19 protein-coding genes and 1 pseudogene are annotated in these 20,623 nt (G+C 72.3%); 4 read left to right on the top strand and 16 right to left on the bottom strand.

Features of this window, described 5'->3' with window-relative positions; all coding sequences use genetic code 11:
• Positions 1-54: 54 nt before the first annotated feature.
• Both IEZ05_RS23325 and IEZ05_RS23320 read left to right on the top strand, forming a co-directional pair.
• Entirely contained in the window at positions 55-522 is a 468-nt protein-coding gene (locus IEZ05_RS23325; RefSeq protein ID WP_189232167.1) for a hypothetical protein, read from the top strand.
• Positions 515-2,146: a multicopper oxidase family protein gene (locus IEZ05_RS23320; protein ID WP_189232166.1), complete on the top strand. Its 1,632-nt coding sequence runs from the start codon at positions 515-517 to the stop codon at positions 2,144-2,146. Before IEZ05_RS23325 ends, IEZ05_RS23320 begins: the two co-directional genes overlap by 8 nt.
• 80 nt (positions 2,147-2,226) lie before the next feature.
• Here IEZ05_RS23320 and IEZ05_RS23315 read toward each other — a convergent pair whose 3' ends face one another.
• Positions 2,227-4,476 carry an MMPL family transporter gene (locus tag IEZ05_RS23315; protein WP_189232165.1) on the bottom strand — a complete coding sequence of 750 codons (2,250 nt, stop codon included), beginning with the start codon at positions 4,474-4,476 and terminating at the stop codon, positions 2,227-2,229.
• A gap of 383 nt (positions 4,477-4,859) precedes the next feature.
• Between IEZ05_RS23315 and IEZ05_RS23310 the strand changes: the two genes are divergently transcribed.
• Together IEZ05_RS23310 and IEZ05_RS36450 are read left to right on the top strand one after the other, a co-directional pair.
• Positions 4,860-5,414 (top strand): DUF1697 domain-containing protein, encoded by a 555-nt coding sequence (locus IEZ05_RS23310; RefSeq protein WP_189232164.1) that lies wholly within the window; start codon positions 4,860-4,862, stop codon positions 5,412-5,414.
• A gap of 8 nt (positions 5,415-5,422) precedes the next feature.
• A pseudogene (locus IEZ05_RS36450) lies at positions 5,423-5,536 on the top strand (disulfide bond formation protein DsbA); the annotation flags it as partial.
• 7 nt (positions 5,537-5,543) lie between these two features.
• Here IEZ05_RS36450 and IEZ05_RS23305 read toward each other — a convergent pair.
• From IEZ05_RS23305 to IEZ05_RS23235, 15 genes are all read right to left on the bottom strand, one after another.
• Positions 5,544-6,314 (bottom strand): sirohydrochlorin chelatase, encoded by a 771-nt coding sequence (locus IEZ05_RS23305; RefSeq protein WP_189232163.1) that lies wholly within the window; start codon positions 6,312-6,314, stop codon positions 5,544-5,546.
• Positions 6,315-6,322: 8 nt separating this feature from the next.
• Positions 6,323-7,219 carry an ABC transporter permease gene (locus IEZ05_RS23300; RefSeq protein ID WP_189232162.1) on the bottom strand — a complete coding sequence of 299 codons (897 nt, stop codon included), beginning with the start codon at positions 7,217-7,219 and terminating at the stop codon, positions 6,323-6,325.
• Positions 7,206-7,994: an ABC transporter ATP-binding protein gene (locus IEZ05_RS23295; RefSeq protein WP_189232161.1), complete on the bottom strand. Its 789-nt coding sequence runs from the start codon at positions 7,992-7,994 to the stop codon at positions 7,206-7,208. Before IEZ05_RS23295 ends, IEZ05_RS23300 begins: the two co-directional genes overlap by 14 nt.
• Before the next feature lie 34 nt (positions 7,995-8,028).
• Positions 8,029-9,132, bottom strand: a complete 1,104-nt coding sequence (locus IEZ05_RS23290) for an aliphatic sulfonate ABC transporter substrate-binding protein (RefSeq protein WP_189232160.1) — start codon at positions 9,130-9,132, stop codon at positions 8,029-8,031.
• Positions 9,133-9,371: 239 nt separating this feature from the next.
• Complete coding sequence (locus tag IEZ05_RS23280) at positions 9,372-10,727, bottom strand: sulfate adenylyltransferase subunit 1 (RefSeq protein ID WP_189232159.1); 1,356 nt, start codon at positions 10,725-10,727, stop codon at positions 9,372-9,374.
• 2 nt (positions 10,728-10,729) lie between these two features.
• On the bottom strand, positions 10,730-11,677 hold the full coding sequence (gene cysD, locus IEZ05_RS23275; RefSeq protein WP_189232158.1) for a sulfate adenylyltransferase subunit CysD: 948 nt from the start codon (positions 11,675-11,677) through the stop codon (positions 10,730-10,732).
• Positions 11,674-12,243, bottom strand: a complete 570-nt coding sequence (gene cysC, locus IEZ05_RS23270; RefSeq protein WP_189232157.1) for an adenylyl-sulfate kinase — start codon at positions 12,241-12,243, stop codon at positions 11,674-11,676. The genes cysD and cysC overlap by 4 nt, the downstream gene beginning before the upstream one ends.
• A gap of 1 nt (position 12,244) precedes the next feature.
• Positions 12,245-12,955, bottom strand: coding sequence for a phosphoadenylyl-sulfate reductase (locus IEZ05_RS23265; RefSeq protein WP_189232156.1), 711 nt, complete (start codon positions 12,953-12,955; stop codon positions 12,245-12,247).
• A complete protein-coding gene (locus tag IEZ05_RS23260) occupies positions 12,952-13,131 on the bottom strand; it encodes a hypothetical protein (RefSeq protein ID WP_189232155.1) in 180 nt (59 codons plus the stop codon). Before IEZ05_RS23260 ends, IEZ05_RS23265 begins: the two co-directional genes overlap by 4 nt.
• The gene (gene sirA, locus IEZ05_RS23255; protein WP_189232154.1) at positions 13,128-14,825 is read right to left on the bottom strand and encodes a sulfite reductase SirA; all 1,698 of its coding nucleotides are present in this window, start codon (positions 14,823-14,825) and stop codon (positions 13,128-13,130) included. Before sirA ends, IEZ05_RS23260 begins: the two co-directional genes overlap by 4 nt.
• Before the next feature lie 127 nt (positions 14,826-14,952).
• Complete coding sequence (locus IEZ05_RS37105; RefSeq protein WP_343234115.1) at positions 14,953-15,036, bottom strand: putative leader peptide; 84 nt, start codon at positions 15,034-15,036, stop codon at positions 14,953-14,955.
• A gap of 127 nt (positions 15,037-15,163) precedes the next feature.
• Positions 15,164-15,736 (bottom strand): GNAT family N-acetyltransferase, encoded by a 573-nt coding sequence (locus tag IEZ05_RS23250; RefSeq protein ID WP_189232153.1) that lies wholly within the window; start codon positions 15,734-15,736, stop codon positions 15,164-15,166.
• 94 nt (positions 15,737-15,830) lie between these two features.
• Entirely contained in the window at positions 15,831-17,129 is a 1,299-nt protein-coding gene (locus tag IEZ05_RS23245) for a hypothetical protein (protein ID WP_189232152.1), read from the bottom strand.
• Between the two features lie 174 nt (positions 17,130-17,303).
• Positions 17,304-18,623 (bottom strand): GAF domain-containing protein, encoded by a 1,320-nt coding sequence (locus IEZ05_RS23240; RefSeq protein WP_189232151.1) that lies wholly within the window; start codon positions 18,621-18,623, stop codon positions 17,304-17,306.
• 320 nt (positions 18,624-18,943) lie between these two features.
• Complete coding sequence (locus tag IEZ05_RS23235; protein WP_189232150.1) at positions 18,944-20,578, bottom strand: acyl-CoA dehydrogenase family protein; 1,635 nt, start codon at positions 20,576-20,578, stop codon at positions 18,944-18,946.
• Between the last annotated feature and the right edge of the window lie 45 nt (positions 20,579-20,623).

Raw genomic sequence — 20,623 nt, 5'->3', positions numbered from 1 at the left:
GAATAGCAATACTGATCTTTGACGTAATAGCCGCGGAAGCATGACCGTGGACGTGTGACCACGACGAACGAACAACCATCGACGGCACGGCGGACCGGGGGCGTTGCCGATCTCCTCTTCCGTTCGGTGGTGACGGCTCACACCGTCGCCGCCTTCGGACAGCCGGTCTTCGCGGGCGTGTACCTCACCGGGGAGATCGGTGGCCTGGACTGGCACGCCCGCGGCGCCGACACCGTGTTCTCGCTGGGACTGCTGCAGGCCGCGGTCGGCGTCGCGGTCCGGGCGCGGACGCGCCGCTGGTGGCCGGCCGCCGTGTCACTGCTGCTCGTGGCGGCCGAGACGGGACAGTACCTGGCAGGGATGTCCGGCCTGTTGTGGGTGCACCTCCCCCTGGGGGTGATGACCATCGCCGCGCTGGCCGTGCTGGCCGCCGCGGTCTGGGTGCGGCCGCTGCCCCGGGGCGCGGTGGCCGGCCGGGCCGGCGGCGTGACCGAGCCCCGTCGGGACGCGGCCGATGTCTGAGCGGCAGCGGCTCACCCGTCACGGCGGTCCGAGCCGCGCGGAGTGGCCCCGGCGCCGGGTGCTCGGGCTCGGCGGCGCCCTGGGACTCGCCACGGCGGGCGGGCTGGCGCTGTCCGGGGCGATGGCCCACCGGCCGCCAAGCACGGGCAACCAGCTGCGGAGCGCCGTGCCGCTGCCGGAGCCCTATACCGTGCCGCTGCCGGTCCCTCCCGTCCTCGTACCGGCCCGCACCTCCGGGGGCACCGACCGGTACGAGATCACGCAGCGTCGGGTGTCCGCGGAGATCCTGCCCGGGGTGCGGACGGAGCTGTGGACGTACGACGGGAGCTTCCCCGGCCCGACGATCGAGTCCCGCCGCGGACGACCGGTCACCGTGACGCACCGCAACGAGCTGCCGGTGCCGACCGTGGTGCACCTGCACGGCGGGCGCACCCCCGCCGCCTCCGACGGCTACCCCACCGATCTGGTCCTCCCGCGGGACTGGCCCGACCCGACGGCGCATCACCAGCACCCCGGTGGTGCCCACGGGATGTCCGATCCCCGCGCGGTGACCACCCGGACCACGCGGGCGTACACCTTCCCGCTGGACCAGCGCGCGACCATGCTCTGGTACCACGACCACCGCATGGACTTCACCGCTCCGGCGATCTGGCGCGGCCTGGCCGGCCTGCATATCGTCCGCGACGACGTCGAGGACGCCCTCGATCTGCCCCGCGGCGGGCGCGAACTGCCCCTGATGATCGCCGACCGCGCGTTCGGCTCCGACGGTTCGCTGGCCTACCCCTCCCTCGACCCCACGCTGCGCGACCGGCCCGGAGTGGACGCGCCCTTCGCGGCCGGCGTGCTGGGCGACGTGATCCTGGTCAACGGCGCGCCCTGGCCGATCCACGAGGTCGACGCCGTCCGCCATCGGTTGCGGCTGCTCAACGCCTCCAACGCCCGCCACTACGAGCTCCAGGCCGTCACGGACGAAGGGCGACGCCTGGAGCTGCTGCAGATCGGCTCCGACCAGGGCCTGCTCGCCAGGCCCGTCCCGCACACGGTCCTGCCCCTGGCGCCGGCCGAGCGCTACGACGTGGTGATCGACTTCGGGGACCTGCCCGTCGGCAGCCGGGTGCGGTTGGTCAACCGGCTCGGCTCCGGACCGACTCACGAGGTGATGGCGTTCCGGGTGGTGCGCCGTGCCCGCGACGACACCCGCGTCCCCGCGAGGCTCGCCGACGACCTGCCCACCTGGCGGCGTTCCGAGGCGACCGCGGTCCGCGAGTTCGTCTTCCGCGCCGGGCGGATGCAGCACGGCCGGGGCTGGGTCATCGGGGGACGGGCGTTCGACCCGTCGCGTACGGACGTCCGCACGCGGCTGGGCGCCGTCGAGGTGTGGCGTCTCGTCGCCGACGTCCACCACCCGGTTCATCTGCACCTCGTCGGGTTCCGGGTTCTGTCCCGTGGCGGACGCGGGATCCTGCCGCACGACGCCGGGCTCAAGGACACCCTCTCGCTGCGCCCGGCGGAATCGGCGGAGATCATCACCCGCTTCGACGGCTACCGCGGCCGGTACCTGTTCCACTGCCACAACGCGGAACACGAGGACATGGGCATGATGGCCAACCTCGAGGTGACCTGACGCGCACTCACCACCGTGCAGGAAGGCCGAGGCCCGTCGGTTCCCCCGGAACCGACGGGCCTCGTCTCTTCCCGGGCCGCTCAGACGCCGACCCGCTCGCCCTCGTCGTCCCGGGCCGACGGAGCGACCGCCTCGGGCGTCTCGTCGTGGGTGAGATCGGGCAGCCGGTGCAGCCACTTCGGCAGGTACCAGTTCCGCTCGCCGAGCAGGGCCATCACGGCCGGCAGCAGCACGCCCCGGATGATCGTCGCGTCGATCAGCACCGCCGCCGCCAGGCCCACGCCCATCTGCTTCATGGACTGCATGGACAGCGTGCCGAAGATGGCGAACACGGCGACCATGATGACCGCGGCACTGGTGACGACCCCGGCCGTGGTGACCACGCCGTGCTGGATCGCGTCCCTGGTCGTCCGCCCGCGCAGCCGCGCCTCACGGATCCGCGAGACCACGAACACGTGATAGTCCATCGACAGGCCGAAGAGGATCACGAAGAGGAACAGCGGCAGCCAGGTGATGATGGCGCCGACCCCTTCCGCGCCCACCAGCGAGGCGCCCCAGCCGTGCTGGAAGACGGCGACGAGGATGCCGTACGCCGCGCCCACCGACAGCAGGTTCAGCACGATCGAGGTGATCGCGACCGTCAGGGAACGGAAGGACAGCAGCATCAGCAGGAAGGCGAAGACCACGACGAACACGAAGACCGGCACCACCGAGCCGACGAGCTGGTCGTTGAAGTCCTTGTTGCCGGCCACCTGCCCGGTGATCGGCGCCTCGACGCCGTCGACCTTGCCGAGCGTGGCGGGCCGTACGTCGTCGCGCAGCTTGTCCAGGCTCTCGCCCGCCTTGTCCTGGTCGGAACCGCCGACCAGCGGGACGTAGACCAGGGCGACGTTCTGCTCGTCGTGCATGGTGATGTCGACCGGTCCGCGCGAGGCACCCGAACTGACCGCCTGCTCCCGGAAGTCGGCGAGCGCGGCCCGCACCTCGGGCGCGTTGATGTCGTCGGCCTTGACGACCACCTCGGCCGGGTCGGAGCCGCCGGGGAAGGCGTCGTTGACCCGGTTGTACGTCTGCACGATGGGCAGCGAGTCGCCGAACTCCTGGTCCAGGGTGAGGTTCTGCGTCTTCATGCCCACGGCGGGAGCGGCGACGGCCAGCAGGGCGCCGACCGCCACGGCGGCGGCGAGCACCGGCTTGGCGAGCACGCGCCGCAGCACGGCGGTCCAGAACCGGCTGCCCTCCTCGGTGCCCCGGCGCTGACGCCGGCGCAGGAACGGGATGCGCCCCTTCTCCACCCGCTCGCCCAGCAGGGACAGCAGCGCCGGCAGCACCGTCACCGACCCGACCATGGCGACCGCGACGACCATCAGCGAGGCCAGCCCCATCGCCTCGAACTCGGCGATGCCGGTGAACAGCATGCCCGCCATCGCCACGCACACCGTCACACCGGAGACGACGATCGCCCGGCCACTGGTGGCGGCGGCGATCCGCAGCGCGGTCTGCGCGTCCCGGCCGGCCGCACGCTCCTCGCGCTCACGGCGCAGATAGAACAGGCAGTAGTCGACGCCGACGGCCAGACCCACCAGCAGCATCACGGAGTTGGCGGTGTCGCTCATCGGCTGGAGGTGACTGACGAGGCCCATCAGACCCATCGTCGCCACGATCGCGGTGATCGCCAGCGCCACCGGCACCAGCGCGGCCACCAGCGCGCCGAACGCGACGAGCAGAATGCCGAGGGCCACCGGCACCGCGGAGTACTCGGCCTTCTTGAAGTCGTCGCCGAACGCGTCGTCGAACGTCTTCATCATGCTGGCGCCGCCGATCTCCTCGATCCGCAGCGACCCGTGGTCCTTCTGGACGCCCTCGACGGCCTTCAGCACCGGCTCGACTCGCTCGCCCGCGGTGTCCGCCTCGCCGCGCATGTCGAACTGCACCAGCGCGCTGCGGCCGTCCTTCGAGATCGTCTTCGCCTCGTACGGGGAGGTCACCCCCGTGACCTCCCCGGTGCCCTCCACCGCCGCGACGACCGCGGTGACGGCCGCGCGGAACTCGGCGTCGGTGGCCGTCAGCTTCCCGTCCTTCGCCTGGATCAGGACGCTCTCGCTGGCCGGTTCGTCGATCCCGGCGTCCTCGACGATCCGGGCGGCGGTGTGCGTCTCGCCCCCCATCTGGTCGCTGTCCTTGACGTCGACCCGGCCGGCCGCCGAACCGAGCCCCATCGCCAGGACGACGAACAGTACCCAGATCCCGACGGCAGCCCATCGGTGCCGGGCGCTCCAGCCGCCGGCCCGGGCGGCGATGCCCCGCACCCGTGTGTCTCCGTTCCCCATGACGGGCTTGCCCCCTCGTCTGCGGTGGAGGCCCCCTGCCGCCACCTTCCGCTTCGAAGGTATGGCCCGGATAAGTCCGTCTCGTCGTGCTGACCGGTGAAGTGGCACGGGTCCGGCTCATCCCCTCGTATGCCCGCTCTCACCGCTGGGGAGGACGGCGGCCCCTTACATCTACCCGGGCCTCTCGGGGACGGTGATCAGGGTGCGCCCGGCGGCAGGGATTCCGCCAGGTTTCCTTCCGCAGGGTTGTTGAACAAGTCACAGGCGCGTGGAGTGGTTGAACCCCGCTCCCGGATCGGCGAGAGTGGCGCGCACGTCCGCCCGGCGGACGCGGCCGTCGCGCCCACCCCCACGGGGCGCGACGGCCGCTCTATGGTGTGCGCATGACGACGACGTATGCGGCGCTGCTGCGCGGGATCAACGTGGGCGGCGCCAAGAAGGTCCCGATGGCCGAGCTGCGCACGCTCCTGGAGGGCCTCGGCCACGACGCCGTACGCACCCATCTGCAGAGCGGGCAGGCCGTGTTCACGTCCGGTCACGGGGACGAGGAGTCCCTGGCCGCCGAGTTGTCGCAGGCGATCGAGAAGCACTTCGGCTTCCCGGTGGACGTGATCGTGCGCGACCACGCCTATCTGCGGGCCGTCGCCGAGTCCTGCCCCTTCCCCGCCGCCGACCTGGAGGCGAGACAGCTCCACGTCACCTACTTCTCCGCGCCGGTCGACGAGGAGCGCTTCGCCTCGGTCGACCGGGCCGCCTTCCTCCCCGAGGAGTTCCGGCTCGGCGACCGCGCCCTGTACCTGTACGCGCCGGACGGCCTGGGCCGCTCCAAGCTCGCCGAGGCCCTCTCCAAGCCCCGCGTGAACAAGGGCGTGATCGCCACCAGCCGCAACTGGAACACGGTCGTCAAACTGGTGGAACTGACCGCCCCCGGGTCCTGATCGGCGTCCTTCCGCGCGGCACCCGCGCCGCGGAACTCTTCGACGCCTTCCGCGTCCTGGCGGGCGACCCCGACCTCTTCGAACTCAGGCGCACCCGCACGGGCACGCTGTCGTTCGGCTGAGCCGGCGTCAGGCGCCGACCGCCACCAGCGCCGGCAGCGGCGTCCGCGCCGCGTCGTACCGCTCCAGCAGCAGCCGCGCCACCTCGGGCGCCGGGCCCAGCACGTCCGCCAGTACGTCCGCCCCGGCCGCGCCCCGCGCGATGCGGTCCGGCAGGAAGCCGGGGGCCAGCACGTACGGGGCCACGGCGACGCGTTCGCAGCCGGCGGCACGCAGTTCACGGACCGCGTCCTCGGTGCGGGGAAGGGATGCGGAGGCGAACGCAGGCCGCACGGCGCACCAGCCGGTGTGCCGCCACTCCCGCGCGATTTCTGCGATCACTGCGATCGCCTCCGGGTCGGAGGACCCCGCCGAGGCCAGCACGACCCCGGTCGAGGACTTGTCGGCGGGCGTGAGGCCCGCCTCGTACAGGCGCCGTTCCAGCGCCGACAGCAGCAGCGGTGAGGGGCCGAGCACCTCCGCCTGCCGGATCCTCAGCCGGGCCGGCGCGTCCGCGAGGACGGCCGGGATGTCGGCCTTGGCGTGGAAGGCGCGGGTCAGCAGCAGCGGCAGCGCCACCACGTCCCGCACCCCTTCCGTCGCCAGGGACTCCAGCACGCCCTGCACGGAGGGCACGTTGAAGTCCAGGAAGCCGGTCTCCACCCGTACGTCCGGGCGCTGCGCCCTGACCCGGCGGACCAGGGCGTGCACGGTCGCGGCGTGCCGCGGATCGCGGCTGCCGTGGGCGACGACCAGAAGGACGGGGCGGGCGTGACGGACGGGTCGGACCGGACGGTGCATGGTGTGCCTCAGCTCCTCACCAGCAGACCGCGGCTGCGCAGCACCCACCGCTCCAGCGGGCTGAAGATCAGCAGGTCGATGGCGATGCCGACGATCAGGATCAGCAGGATGGCCTCGAAGACCATGGCCATGTCGCTGGCGTTGCGGCCGTTCTCCAGCAGCTGGCCGAGGCCCACCCCCAGGTCGGGGAAGGACGCGATGATCTCGGCGGCCATCAGCGACCGCCAGGAGAAGGCCCAGCCCTGCTTCAGACCCGCGACGTAGCCGGGCAGCGCGGCCGGCAGCACGATGTGCCAGGTGCCCTTCAGCCCCGTCGCGCCCAGCGTGCGGCCCGCCCGCAGGAACAGCGGCGACACCTGGTCCACGCCGGACACCAGGCCGTTGGCGATGGACGGCACCGCGCCCAGCAGGATGACGGCGTACATCATCGTGTTGTTCAGGCCCAGCCAGATCACGGCCGGCGGCACCCACGCCACCGACGGCAGCGACTGGAGGCCGGACAGGATCGGGCCGATCGCGGCCCGCACGAACTTCACCCGCGCCACCAGCAGCCCCAGCGGGGTGCCGATCAGCAGCGCGAAGCAGAAGCCGAGCAGGCCGCGCGAGACGCTGGTCCAGATGTAGCCGAGCAGCTCGCCCTCGAGCCACGCCTGCTGGACGACGTCCCACACGGCGGACGGGGCGGGCAGCTTGGTCGGGTCGTCGACGACGTCGAACGAGACCAGCCCCTGCCAGACCGCCAGCACCAGGAGCACCGCGACGGTGGGCGGCAGGATCTTCTCGACGAAGGTCTGCCGGAACGGCGTGCGGCCCTGCTGCACCGTCTCCAGTGCGTCCAGGCCCGCCTCCAGACCGGCGAGGTCGCCGCCGTCCTTCGCCGGGCTGGTCGTATCAGTGCTGGCCATGGCGGCGGATCTCCCCACGCAGTTCTTCGGTGATCTCGACGGACAGTTCCGCCACGGCGGTGTCCTCGATGCGGCGCGGGTGCGGGATGCCCACCGTCCACTGGCGCGCGACGCGCCCGGGGCGGGAGGACAGCAGCACCACGCGCTCGGCGAGCCGCACGGCCTCGCGCACGTTGTGCGTGACGAACAGGACGGACAGCCGCGTCTCGCGCCAGATCCGGGTGAGTTCGTCGTGCAGCACGTCCCGCGTGATCGCGTCCAGCGCCGCGAACGGCTCGTCCATCAGCAGCAGTTTGCTCTCCTGCGCGAGAGCGCGCGCCATCGCGACGCGCTGGCGCATGCCGCCGGACAGCTCGTGCACCCGCTTGCCGTACGCGCCCTTGAGCCGGACGAGTTCGAGCAGCTCCTCGGCCTTGTCGCGGCGCTCGGACTTGGGCACGCCGCGCAGCTTGAGGGCGAGTTCGATGTTCTTGCCCGCGGTCAGCCACGGGAACAGGGCGTGCTCCTGGAACATCAGGGCCGGCCGCCCGTCCGTGGTGATGGCGCCGGCGCTGGGCCTGTCCAGGCCCGCCACCAGGTTGAGCAGCGTCGACTTGCCGCAGCCGGAGGCCCCCAGGAGAGTGACGAACTCGCCGGGCGCGACATCGAGGGTGATGTCGTCCAGCACGAGCTGCTGTCCGGCGGGGCCCGCGAACGACTTCGAGACGTGCTCGATCCGGGCGGCGTGCGTGGCCGCCTCGGTGCCGTCGGCGGCCTTGGCGAGGGTCGTGGCCATGGTCGTCACCTCCTGGGATTGGTCGGATCCGGACTTACTTGACGCCGAGACCGGCGTCGTCGACCGCGGGCGCGCCCTTGGCCTCGAGGACCTTGTTGAGCAGCGTGAGGTCGTAGATGCCCGCGAGGTCGGGCTCCTTCAGCAGACCGGCCTTCACGGCGTGCTCCGCCTGGGCGTCGAGGGTGGCGGCCAGCGGGTCGTCGGTGACCTCGATCGACTTCCACGCCGGGTCCAGGACCTCGGCCGGCAGCGCCTTGCCGGTGTCCTTCTCCAGCTGCTTGTTGGCCGCGGCCTTCGCCTCGTCCGGGTTGGCCTTGATCCACTCGTTGGTGTCGACCGAGGCCTTCAGGACGGCCTCGACGGCCTTCGGGTGCTCCTTCAGGAACTTCTGCGACACGATGATGTTCGTGATCACGAACTTCTTGTCCGGCCACAGCGTCGACTCGTCCAGCAGCACCTTCGCGCCCTCGGCGACCAGCTTGGAGGCGGTCGGCTCCGGCACCCAGGCGCCGTCCAGGGAGCCCGACTTGTAGGCGTCCGGGGTGACCTTGTTGTCGCTGCGGACGACGGTCACGTCGCCCTTGCCGCTCTGCGCGTCGACCTTCCAGCCCTGCTCGGCGATCCAGTTGAGGAACGCCACGTCCTGCGTGTTGCCGAGCTGCGGGGTCGCGATGCGCTTGCCCTTGACGTCCTTCAGAGACTTGATCTTGTCAGGGTTCACCACCAGCTTCACGCCGCCGGAGGCCGAACCGCCGATGATCCGCAGGTTCTTGCCGTCCGACTTCGTGTAGCCGTTGATCGAGGGGGAGGGGCCGATCCAGCCGATGTCGATGGAGCCGGAGTTCAGCGCCTCGATCTCGGACGGGCCGGCGTTGAAGGTCGCGTACTTGGCCTCGGTCGCGCCCAGCGCCTTCTGGAAGAAGCCCTTCTGGTTCCCGACCAGGGCGGTGGCGTGGGTGAGGTTGCCGAAGTAGCCGATGCGGACGGAGTCGAGACCGTCGATCTTCTCGGCGCCCGCGGCGACCTTGGCGGTGTCGTCGTCCTTCGCCTCGGAGCCGTACCCGCAGGCGGCGAGGGTCAGGAGCGGCAGGGCGGCTATGACCGCGAGGGTGCGGCGCAGGACGGTGGTGGCAGGCACGGGAGGTGTTCCTCTCGTTGGCCCGGCGGTCACGCCTGTCGGTTCGTCCGAGGTGTCAGGTCGTGGCCGGGAGGTCGGCAGGTCTTCGGCTGTGCGGGTGGGGGGTGTGGGCGCGCATGCGGTGCGCGTACGTCAGCGCGCACATCGCGCCACTCCGCCCTGCCCGCTGCCGAGAGCACCGCTGCCGACGCGGCCGCCCTCCTTGGCGAACGTGGAGTAGAAGTCGGAGGAGTTCATGCTCAGAAGTCCCACCCGTCCTCGTCGTCCGGGTCCTTGACCGGTTCCGGGGCGGCGAAGGACTCGCCGACCATCCCGGCGGTGAGCGTGGTGCCGTCGCTCGGGTCGATCAGGATGAACGAACCGGTGCGGCGGGAGTCCGCGTAGGAGTCGGCGGGCAGCGGCTCGGCGGTGCGGATCTTCACGCGGCCGATGTCGTTGGCGACGAGCTGCCCGGGGTGCGGGTGCAGGGACAGGTCGTCCAGCGTGAGCCGGGCCGGGATGTCCTTGACGATGGCCTTGACCGTGCGGGTGCCGTGCTTGAGCAGCACGCGGTGGCCCACGGTCAGCGGCGCGTCGGCGACGTGGCAGACGGTGGCCTCGACGTCCTGCGTGGTGGCCGGGGCGTCCTTGCTGGGAACGATCAGGTCGCCGCGGGAGACGTCGATGTCGTCCTCCAGCAGCAGCGTCACCGACTGCGGCGTCCAGGCCGCGTCGACCGGCTCGCCCAGCAGGTCGATGCCGGACACCTTGGAGGTGCGGCCCGACGGCAGCACGGTGACCGGATCGCCGATGCGGAAGGTGCCGGCGGCGATCTGGCCCGCGTAGCCCCGGTAGTCGGGGTGCTCGGCGGTGCGCGGACGGATCACGTACTGCACGGGCAGCCGGGCGTGGCAGTGCGCCAGGTCGTGGCTGACCGGGACGGTCTCCAGGTGCTCCAGGACGGTCGGGCCGCCGTACCAGTCCATGACCGCGGACGGCTCCACCACGTTGTCGCCGGCGAGCGCCGAGATCGGGATCGCGGTGACCTCGGGGATGCCCAGCTCGGTCGCGTACGCCGTGAACTCCTCGGCGATGGCGGCGAACACGGACTCCTTGTACTCGACCAGGTCCATCTTGTTGACGGCGAGCACGACGTGCGGCACCCGCAGCAGCGCGGCGATCGCGGCGTGCCGGCGGGTCTGCTCGACGACGCCGTTGCGGGCGTCGACAAGGATGACCGTGAGCTCGGCCGTGGAGGCGCCGGTGACCATGTTGCGGGTGTACTGCACGTGCCCGGGGGTGTCGGCCAGGATGAACCGGCGCCGGGGCGTGGCGAAGTAGCGGTAGGCCACGTCGATGGTGATGCCCTGCTCGCGCTCGGCCCGCAGGCCGTCGGTGAGCAGCGCCAGGTCCGGGGCCTCCTGGCCGCGGCTCGCGGAGGCGCGCTCCACGGCCTCCAGCTGGTCCACGAGGACCGACTTGGAGTCGTGCAGCAGGCGGCCGACCAGGGTGGACTTGCCGTCGTCGACGGACCCCGCGGTGGCGAACCGCAGCAGGGTGGTCTCCGACAGCTGCTCGACCGACAGCGGCTCGGTGGGCTCGGTGGTGCTGGTCATGTCTAGAAGTACCCCTCGCGCTTGCGGTCTTCCATCGCGGCCTCGGAGAGCTTGTCGTCGGCACGCGTCGCGCCGCGCTCGGTGAGCCGGGAGGCGGCGATCTCGGCGATCACCTTCTCGATGGTGTCGGCGTCGGAGTCGACCGCGCCGGTGCAGGACATGTCGCCGACGGTGCGGTAGCGGACCCGCCGCTTGACCACTGTCTCGTCGTCCTTCGGGCCGCCCCACTCGCCGGCGGTCAGCCACATGCCGGCGCGCGCGAAGACCTCGCGCTCGTGGGCGTAGTAGATATCGGGCAGTTCGATGCCCTCGCGGGCGATGTACTGCCACACGTCCAGCTCCGTCCAGTTGGACAGCGGGAAGACCCGGACGTGCTCGCCGGGGGCGTGCCGGCCGTTGTACAGGTTCCACAGCTCGGGGCGCTGGCGGCGCGGGTCCCACTGGGAGAACTCGTCGCGCAGCGAGAACACCCGCTCCTTGGCGCGGGCCTTCTCCTCGTCGCGGCGCCCGCCGCCGAAGACGGCGTCGAACTTCTCCGCCTGGATCTTCTCGGTCAGCGGCAGCGTCTGCAGCGGGTTGCGCGTGCCGTCCGGGCGCTCCTTGAGCACCCCCCGGTCGATGTAGTCCTGCACGGAGGCCACGTGCAGGCGCAGCCCGTGCTTCTCCACCGTGCGGTCGCGGTAGTCCAGGACCTCGGGGAAGTTGTGCCCGGTGTCGACGTGCAGCAGGGAGAACGGCACGGCCGCGGGGGCGAACGCCTTCAGCGCCAGGTGCAGCATGAGGATGGAGTCCTTGCCGCCGGAGAACAGGATTACCGGCCGCTCGAACTCGCCCGCCACCTCGCGGAAGATGTGCACCGCCTCGGACTCGAGGGCGTCGAGGTGGGAGAGGGCGTACGGGCTGCTCGCCGAGCCCTCGCCCTCCTTGACCGTGGCGACGGTCGTCGTCATGCCAGTCCCCTTTCGCTGAGCAGGGCGTACACCGCCGCGGCGGACTCCTGGACGGTCTGGTCCTGCGACTCGATGCGCAGGTCGGGCGCGACGGGTTCCTCGTACGGGTCGTCGACCCCGGTGAGCCCCGTCAGCTCACCCGCGGCCTGCTTGGCGTACAGGCCCTTCACGTCGCGTACGGAGCACACCTCGACCGGGGTGGCCACGTGCACCTCCACGTACGCCGTCCCGTGGGTCTCGTGGCGCTTGCGCACCGCGTCCCGGCTGTCCGTGTACGGCGCGATCACCGGGACCAGCGCGATGACGCCGTTGCGGGCGAGCAGTTCGGCGACGAAGCCGATGCGCTGCACGTTGGTGTGCCGGTCCTCGCGGCTGAAGCCGAGGCCCGCCGAGAGGAACTCGCGGATCTCGTCGCCGTCGAGCACCTCGACGCGGTGGCCCTCCTCGCGCAGCCGGCCGGCCAGCTCGTGCGCGATGGTGGTCTTGCCGGCGCTCGGCAGACCCGTGAGCCAGACGGTGGCTCCGGTCGTCACGTGGTTCTCCTGATTCTCGGTGGTCGTCGTCATGTCAGCCGTGCAGTCCGCACTCGGTCTTGGAACGGCCCGCCCAGCGGCCGGCACGCGCGTCCTCGCCCTCCAGCACACGGCGGGTGCAGGGCGCACAGCCCACGGAGGCATAGCCGTCCATCAGCAACGGGTTGGTGAGGACTCCGTGCTCGGCGACGTACGTTTGCACATCTTCCTGTGACCACTTCGCGATGGGGGAGATCTTCACCTTCCGGCGCTTCTCGTCCCAACCGACCACGGGGGTGTTCGCCCGGGTCTCGGACTCGTCGCGGCGCAGGCCGGTCGCCCAGGCCTGGTAGCCCTTCAGGCCCTCCTCCAGCGGCTTGACCTTGCGCAGCGCGCAGCACAGGTCGGGGTCGCGGTCGTGCAGCCTCGGGCCGTACTCGGCGTCCTGCTCGGCGACCGTCTGCCGCGGGGTGAGCGTGATGACGTTCACGTCCATCACGGCCTCCACCGCGTCCCGGGTGCCGATGGTCTCCGGGAAGTGGTAGCCGGTGTCGAGGAACACCACGTCCACGCCGGGCAGGGCGCGGGAGGCGAGGTGGGCGACGACCGCGTCCTCCATGGACGAGGTCACGCAGAAGCGGTTGCCGAAGGTCTCCGCGGCCCACTGGAGGATCTCCAGTGCCGAGGCGTCCTCCAGCTCGCGGCCCGCCCGCTCGGCCAGCGCCTTCAGCTCGTCGGTCGTCCGCTCTTCCTGAGTGGCCGTCATATCGGTTCCCCTCCCGTGGAGTTGGGCTGAAGTCCGCGGGCGATCAGCCCGAGGAACTTCAGCTGGAATGCGCGGTTGCACGCCGCGCATTCCCAGGCGCCGTGACCTTCTTCGCTCGGGCGCAGGTCCTCGTCGCCGCAGTAGGGGCAGTAGAAGGGCGCGGCGCGCTCGCTCACGACAGCGCCTCCTCCGAGGCGCGGGCCGCCCAGGTGGCGAACCGCTCGCCGTCCTCGCGCTCGGCCTGGTAGCGCGTCAGCACGCGCTCCACGTAGTCCGGCAGCTCCTCCGCCGTCACCTTGAGGCCGCGCACCTTGCGGCCGAAGCCGGCCTCCAGGCCGAGCGCCCCGCCGAGGTGCACCTGGTAGCCCTCGACCTGCTCGCCCCGCTCGTTCAGGACCAGCTGGCCCTTGAGACCGATGTCCGCGGTCTGGATGCGGGCGCAGGCGTTCGGGCAGCCGTTGAGGTTGATGGTGATCGGCTCGTCGAACTCCGGCAGTCGGCGCTCCAGCTCGTCGATGAGCGAGGCGCCGCGCGCCTTGGTCTCGACGATGGCGAGCTTGCAGAACTCGATGCCGGTGCACGCCATGGTGCCGCGCCGGAACGAGGAGGGCCTGGCGCTGAGGTCCAGCGCCTCCAGGGACTCCACCAGGGAGTCGACCTGACCCTGCTCGACGTCGAGGATGATCATCTTCTGCTCGACGGTGGTGCGGACCCGGGCCGAGCCGTGCGCCTCCGCGAGGTCGGCGACCTTCGTCAGGGTGGTGCCGTCGACGCGGCCGACGCGCGGGGCGAAGCCGACGTAGTAGCGGCCGTCCTTCTGCCGGTGCACGCCGACGTGGTCGCGCCAGCGGCTCGCCGGCTCGGCGGGCGCCGGACCGTCGGTCAGCTTGCGCTTCAGGTACTCGTCCTCCAGCACCTGGCGGAACTTCTCCGCGCCCCAGTCGGCGACCAGGAACTTCAGCCGGGCGCGGTTGCGCAGGCGCCGGTAGCCGTAGTCGCGGAAGATCGAGATGACGCCCTCGTAGACGTCCGGCACGTCCTCGATCGGCACCCAGGCGTTCAGGCGCACACCCAGCTTGGGGTTGGTGGACAGGCCGCCGCCGACCCACAGGTCGAAGCCCGGCCCGTGCTCGGGGTGGTCGACGCCGACGAACGCCACGTCGTTGATCTCGTGCACGACGTCCTGCACCGGCGAGCCGGAGATCGCGGTCTTGAACTTGCGCGGCAGGTTCGAGTACGCCGGGTTGTTCAGGACCCGGCGCTTCATCTCCTCCAGCGCGGGCGTGCCGTCGATGATCTCGTCCTCGGCGATGCCCGCGACCGGGGAGCCGATCATCACGCGGGGCGTGTCGCCGCAGGCGGTGACGGTGGACAGGCCGACGCCCTCCAGCCGGTTCCAGATCTCGGGCACGTCCTCGATCCGGATCCAGTGGTACTGGACGTTCTGCCGGTCGGTGATGTCGGCCGTGCCGCGCGCGAACTCCTGCGAGATCTCACCGATGACGCGCAGCTGCGCGGTGGTCAGCGCGCCGCCGTCGATGCGCACGCGCAGCATGAAGTAGCTGTCGTCCAGCTCCTCGGGCTCCAGGATCGCGGTCTTGCCGCCGTCGATGCCCTGCCGGCGCTGGGTGTACAGACCCCACCAGCGCATGCGTCCGCGCAGGTCGCCGGGGTCGATGGAGTCGAATCCCCGCTTGGAGTAGATCGTCTCAATACGTGTCCGTACGTTGAGACCGTCGTCGTCCTTCTTGGTCTGCTCGTTGCCGTTGAGCGGGGTGAAATGACCCATAGCCCACTGACCCTCGCCACGGTGACGGCTCACCTTGCGGCGGGGAGTCGTGGCAGCAGGCTTCGGCGGGGTGGCGGCCATGGTTGACACGTCCTTCGGGACAGGCGGAATGCGGCTCTGACCTGCGCGCGCGGGCGCATGGGCATACGTGCGCGTCGTTGCGCGGGAGGAGGCGAATGCGAGAAATCCGGTGCTGCTGGAGGGGCTCTCAGCGCATCGGACAGATGGCGCTGGACATGCGGCCGAGGTCGACGTGCCGCCGACTCACCAAGGCAATTCCAGTTCCGGACATGACGGAAGCGTGGCACGGCGATCTGGACAGAGTCCAGCTTCGTCCAAAATGCGGACGCCCCTGTCTCGTCGGGTGAGACAGGGGTGTCGTGGGTCACAGGGACCGAAAACGGACGCTTCGGAGCAGGTCAGGACGGGAAGGCCCCGGGCCACGGACCCGGAGTCTTCACCTCCGGTTCCTCCTCGACCTTGGTGTCGAAGAGGCGGAAGCCGCGGCGCTGGTAGTTGTCCATCGCGAAGTCGCCGTCCTTGCTGCACGTGTGCAGCCACACCCGCTTGGTCGTGGCCAGCCCCGGCCAGCGGTCCGCGACGTCCCAGGCGCGGGCGGTCCCGTACGACAGCAGGTGCCCGCCGATGCGCCGGCCGCGGAAGGCCGGAATCAGGCCGAAGTACTCGATCTCCACGACACCGTCGTCCCCGGGCGTCAGCTCCACGTATCCGGCGGGGGTGCCCCGGTCGTAGGCCACCCAGGTCTCCACGCCGGGCCGCCCGAGGTGCTCCTGCCACCGCGCGTAACTCCAGCCCAGCCGGTCCGTCCAGCGGATGTCGCCGCCGACGGAGGCGTACAGGAAGCGGCTGAACTCGGGCGAGGGCACCTCGGAGCGGACGATCCGTACGTCCCCCTCCGGGGCGGCGGCCGGCAGCAGATCGGTCGGCGCGGTCTGCTCCAGGGACCAGGTGGTCACGGCGATGTTGGTCATGCCGGTCAGGGAATCATCCGGTCGCGAGATCTGTCGATCCCGGTTCCGCGCCCGCGCCCTCTGCCGGGGGCCCGCCGCCGCGGAACCGCCGGCGTCAGCCGAGCGCCTCGTCCACCGAGGTCAGCGGCAGCGCGAAGAGCATGCTGCCCGACTGGGACCAGAGCTCACCGGTCCCCGCCCAGTACGACAGGGAGCCCGGCGGCCCGCTCCAGCACTGGCGCGACCGGTCGGCACCGCACTCCGTGGCCCGCGCGCCCTCCGCGTCCTGCCGCCACAGCGTGCCGCGTCCGTCCTGGTCGCCGGCCGGCCTGGCCAGGTACCAGTCGTATCGTCCGGCCCCGGCCGGGCGGTGCGCCAGCACGCCCCGGACCTCGGAAGCGCCGGTCTCGTACCCGTCCCGCGCGTCCACGTGCCCGGCGGAGTCGGTGGCGGGCAGCCCGGCGTGGTCCGGGTCCGTGCCGAGCGCGTAGCGCCACAGGCGGGTGGGCCGGTCGGCCCCGGCGGGTACGTACTCGCTCGCCACCAGGCCGGCGGGGACCGTGCCGCGGTCCAGGGAGAGCGCGGCGGGCCGCGCGGCGTCCGGCGTGTCGGCGAGGCGGTAGGAGGCGACGGCGGGCAGCACGTACCGGTGGCCGTACGCCGCCCAGCCGCCGGGCACCCGGCCGACCGCGTCGGCGTCGGCGGTGGCGCGCTGGACGCGGTCCACGTCGTACACGTACAGCGCGTTGCGGTCCCCGGCGCCGGTGGTGACCAGCAGCTTGTCCTGGTACCAGACCATGCCGGAGACGGGGGAGGCGAGTGCCCGGTAGTCGCGTCCGCCGTCCACCGGGACGGCGAGCAGCGCCGAGGTGTAGCCGAGACGGCCGGGATCGTCGGCGTTCACGAACGAGACCCGGGCGAGTCCGCCCTGGGGCGTGCCGTCGTCGCGGCTCCAGGCGGACAGCACGACCCGGTGGGAGCCCCACAGTCCGTCCTCGTCGGCGTCCCCCGAGGTGGTGACCGCCCCCGGCCGCCAGCCCCGCGTGTCCTCGGCGTCCCAGCAGTAGGCGCGCGTGGCCGCGGGGGAGACCGGCAGCGCCTCGCGCTCCCCGGCCGTGCAGTCGGCGGCGTCGCGCAGGGTGTGGTCGGCGGAGCCGAGGACGGCGTCGACGCCCACCGGCTCGCCCATCGCGGCGGAGAGCCGGTCGAGCCAGGGCGCGGGCACCCGGTGCTCCGTCAGCCGCAGCGCGTCGGTCGCGGCGAGCGGCTTCAGTTCGCCGGGGTCGCCGGCGACCGTGGCCTGCGAGGCGCTGATCATCGTGGCGGCGCCGGTCAGCGCGAGGGCGGCCCCGGTCAGGGCCGCGCGCAACGCCCTGCCTCGACTGCGCCGGCGGTGTCTGCCGCGCTGCTTCATAGAACCTCCACGGGCCCCGATCCAACTGCGCCCGTCGTTCCGTGCGTTGACCGAGGAGCAGAGGGGGCGGTCCGTGGAGGATGCTACGGCAGGCGGAGGGGCCCGCGGAGCCGGACGCTGCAAATATGCGGTAACGAACCCCCTTTCGGGGGCCGTCCGTGGACCGGCCGCCGCTCAGGACGACGCTGCCCGGACCGGTGGCGGCGTCCGGCCCGGGCCCTGCTCCCGGCGCTCCGTCACCGCCGGCGCGGTCGAGTCGGGCAGCAGGTCGCGGGGGTCGTCCGGGAGGACCACCTCGACCTCGGCGTCGTCGCGGAACCGGTACGGCCGGTGTCGCAGATAGGCCCCGAGGTACCGCCGGACCCGGGACATCTCGGCGCGCACCGTCACCGTGCGCGCCGGGTCGCCGAAGACGTCCTCCGCCAGCTCCGCGGCGCTGCGGCCGGTGCGCTGGACGGCCAGCAGATACAGCAACTCGGCGTGCCGCGGGCTCAGTTCCCGCTCCCAGGGCCCCGCCCCGTCCAGCACCCGGACCGACCAGCGGCGCGGCTGCCCGAGGTCGAGGACGATCCGGGGGGCGCCGTGCGGCACCGGCTCCGCGGCGACCCGCACCAGCCAGCCCTCGGCCAGCGGCTCCACGACGCACGCCCCGAGCGCCGGAAGCCACCTCGGGCCCGTCGCCGGGGAACCGGGCAGCACCACCCGCTCCGCGTACGGCATCCCCGTCACCGCGGCCGTCCAGCCGTCCCGGTCCACCACCAGCGCCCGCCCGTCGAGCCGGGCCAGCACCGGCGCCGCCACCGCCCGCAGCCGCTCCAGCGACTGCGTGTGCAGTTCGCGCAGCCGGGCCTCGGCGAGCTTGGCCACCGAGTCGACCCAGGCGAGCGTGGCCGGATGCATCGTCTCCAGCGGCCCGCTCACGTCGACCACACCGAGCAGCCGGCCGCTGCGCGGATCGGTGATGGGCGCCCCGGCGCAGGTCCAGGTCGCCTGGGACCGCACGAAGTGCTCGGAGGCGAAGACCTGTACCGGCCGCCGGGTGACCGCCGGCGTGCCCACGCCGTTGGTGCCGACGACGTCCTCCCGCCAGTCCGCGCCGAGTTCGAAGCCGAGCCCGTCGGCCTTCCGCAGCACCGGCCTGCTGCCCTCCCGCCACAGCACCCGGCCCTCGTCGTCGGCGACCACCATGATGTGGTGGGCGACGTCCGCGACCGACAGCAGCCCCTCCCGCAGCACCGGCAGCACGTGCCGCAGCGGCGAGGCCTCCCGCCGCCGCTGCACCTCCTCCCGGGGCAGCAGCCCGGCGCGGAAGTCGTGGTCCGGGTCGACGCCGCTGCGCAGCATCCGCTCCCAGGACTGCTCGATGACCGGACGCGGCGCCGCCGGAGCGCGCCCGCCCGAGAGTCTGGCGGAGCGGACCTCGCTGAGCATCCGCGCCGCACGGGCCGTGTCGACGGCGGCGAACTGCGTCACGTCCCTCGGCGAGAGCGCCACTGGTCCTCGTCCTCCCGGAAGCAGGGCCGGCACGGGCGCCCGGGCGGCCGTGCCGGCGGCGAGCCCGTGATCGTCCCGGATGTTCGTCTCAATACTGACCGCTTCCCCATGGCGGACGGACACAGTCCGCACACAGTCGGCAGCAAGTTGCAACCCCTTGCAACCCTGGTGGACGGCCGTGCCGGTGTCCGAAACTTGTGCCACGCCGTCCCGAGCGGCGTACGCGGCCTGAACGGGCTCGTGTGGCGGGGGTGGTGCCGTGTCGGCGCAGCACCACCCCCGTGCCGCCCTCCGTGCGGCGGCAGGACCGCCGGACCGGATCAGGCCACCGGACGGGCCCGCTCCACGACCGACGCCAGATCCAGGGTCGGCGGCAGCGTGCCGAAGGCCGCACCCCCGTCGCCGCCCAGCCGCGAGGCGCAGAACGCGTCGGCCACCTCGGGCGGCGCGTACCGCACCAGCAGCGACCCCTGGAGCACCAGCGCCAGCCGTTCCACCAGCCGCCGTGCCCGCCCCTCGGCGGACTCCAGATCGGCGAGTTCCGTCAGCAGGCCCCGGATCGCCGCGTCCAGACGGTGATCGGCGCCCCGGGCGAGGCCCACCTCCGTCAGATACGCGTCCAGGGCCAGCGGCTCCCGCCCGAGCGCCCGCAGCACGTCCAGCGCCTGGACGTTGCCGGCGCCCTCCCAGATCGAGTTCAGCGGCGACTCGCGCACCAGCCGGGGCAGCCCGGACTCCTCGACGTACCCGTTGCCGCCCAGGCACTCGGCGGCCTCCACCGCCACCGGCGCACAGCGCTTGGTCACCCAGTACTTCGCCGCCGGCACCGCCAGCCTGAGCAGCGCCGTCTCCCGCTCGCCCCCGTCGTCGTACGCCGCCGCCAGCCGCAGCGCGAGCGTGGTGGCCGCCTCCGACTCGATCGCGAGGTCGGCCAGGACGTTGCGCATCAGCGGCTTGTCGATCAGCTTCCCGCCGAACGCCTCCCGGTGGGCGCAGTGGTGCACCGCCTGCGCGACGGCCTGCCGCATCAGTCCCGCCGAGCCCAGCACGCAGTCCAGCCGGGTCGCCGCCACCATGCCGATGATGGTGCGCACCCCGCGCCCCTCCTCGCCGACCCGGCGCGCCCAGGTCCCGGCGAACTCGACCTCGGCGGAGGCGTTGGACCGGTTGCCCAGCTTGTCCTTCAGCCGCTGGATCAGGAACACGTTGCGGGTGCCGTCCGCCAGCACGCGCGGCACCAGGAAGCAGGTGAGTCCGCCCGGGGCCTGCGCCAGCACCAGGAAGCCGTCGGACATGGGCGCCGAGCAGAACCACTTGTGCCCGGTCAGCTCGTACGTCCCGTCCTGAGCCAGCGGCCGCGCGGAGGTCGTGCCCGCCCGGACGTCGCTGCCGCCCTGCTTCTCCGTCATGCCCATCCCGAACAGCACGCCGGCCTTGAGGTGCGCCGGCCGCAGCTCACGGTCGTACACCCGCGAGGTCAGCCGCGGCTCCCACTCGGCGGCGAGGTCGGGGTCGGCGCGCAGGGCGGGTACCGCCGCGTGGGTCATCGACAGCGGACAGCCGTTGCCCGCCTCGGCCTGCGTCCACAGGAGGAACCCTGCGGCCCGCCGCACATGCCCGCCCGGCCGGGTCCAGGCCGCGGTGAGGCCGGCCGAGACGCCCTTGCCCAGCAGCCGGTGCCAGGCCGGGTGGAAGTCGACCTCGTCGACGCGGTGGCCGTAGCGGTCGTGCGTGCGCAGGACCGGCGGGTTCTCGTTCGCCTGCGCGCCCCACTCCAGCACCTGGGCGGAGCCGCAGCCGCGCCCGAGACCGGACAGTTCGCCCAGCGCCTCCTCGCGCAGCTCCGGTGCCAGATGCCGTTCGACCGCCGCCACGAGGGCCCGGTCGGTGGTGAAGACGTCGTAGCCGGCCAGCGGCGGGGCCTGGTTCGTCACGGTGTGGGTGCTGCCTGCCATGACGGCGAACCTACCGCGCCCGGGGACGGGGCGGGCTCCGCCGGC

The sequence above is a fragment of the Streptomyces flaveolus genome, from assembly GCF_014648815.1.
Taxonomy (GTDB): Bacteria; Actinomycetota; Actinomycetes; order Streptomycetales; family Streptomycetaceae; genus Streptomyces; species Streptomyces flaveolus.
The sequence above is the reverse complement of the archived record's forward strand: the minus strand, read 5'-3'. Positions and strand labels throughout refer to the sequence as shown.